We start from the raw sequence: 537 nt of genomic DNA on the forward strand, positions 1-537 counted from the left end.
CACGGCCCGTTCCTTGACGCCAGGCACCGTGCCCGGGGACGGTGTGAAAATCGGATCAAAACCCTGAAAAACACCGGCCTGGGCAAGCTGCCGTTCTTCGACTTCGCCGCGAATCAGGCCTGGGCGAACATCGCCGCCCTGGCCTTCAACCTCGTCTCCTGGCTCCAGCTCGCCGCCCTCCCGGACGGCCACCAAGCCAAAGCCTGGGACATCAAACGCTGGCGCTACCGGCTCTTCGCGACCGCCGGGAAAATCATCACCCGCGCCCGCCGCACCCGGCTCCTCCTACCAGAATCAGCGCCGGAGAAAGACCTCCTGCAACTCCTCCTGAGAAACACTGGACGCCTCAAACAGGTCCTGCCTGCCGGCACAGGCTGAGCAGGCACTCTTCCTGTCCCGACGATCAGCCACATCACCGGAAGTGGAACCGGCGCCACCCCGAAGCGACCCAAAGGGCCACACCCGACCGCCCGAAAACAGAAAACAACCGCAAATCAACAGCGAAAACAAACCCGCGACTGTTCCCACCCGTCATGG

At 63.5% G+C, this 537-nt stretch carries 1 protein-coding gene; it reads left to right on the plus strand.

Going from position 1 to position 537, the window contains the following annotated elements:
• Positions 1-378 (plus strand): transposase (locus ACLRGI_RS23140; protein WP_419203779.1); only part of this gene is annotated, 378 nt, incomplete at its 5' end.
• Between the last annotated feature and the right edge of the window lie 159 nt (positions 379-537).

It is taken from the genome of Paenarthrobacter sp. PPS72 (genome assembly GCF_048537125.1).
GTDB lineage: Bacteria > Actinomycetota > Actinomycetes > Actinomycetales > Micrococcaceae > Arthrobacter > Arthrobacter nitroguajacolicus_E.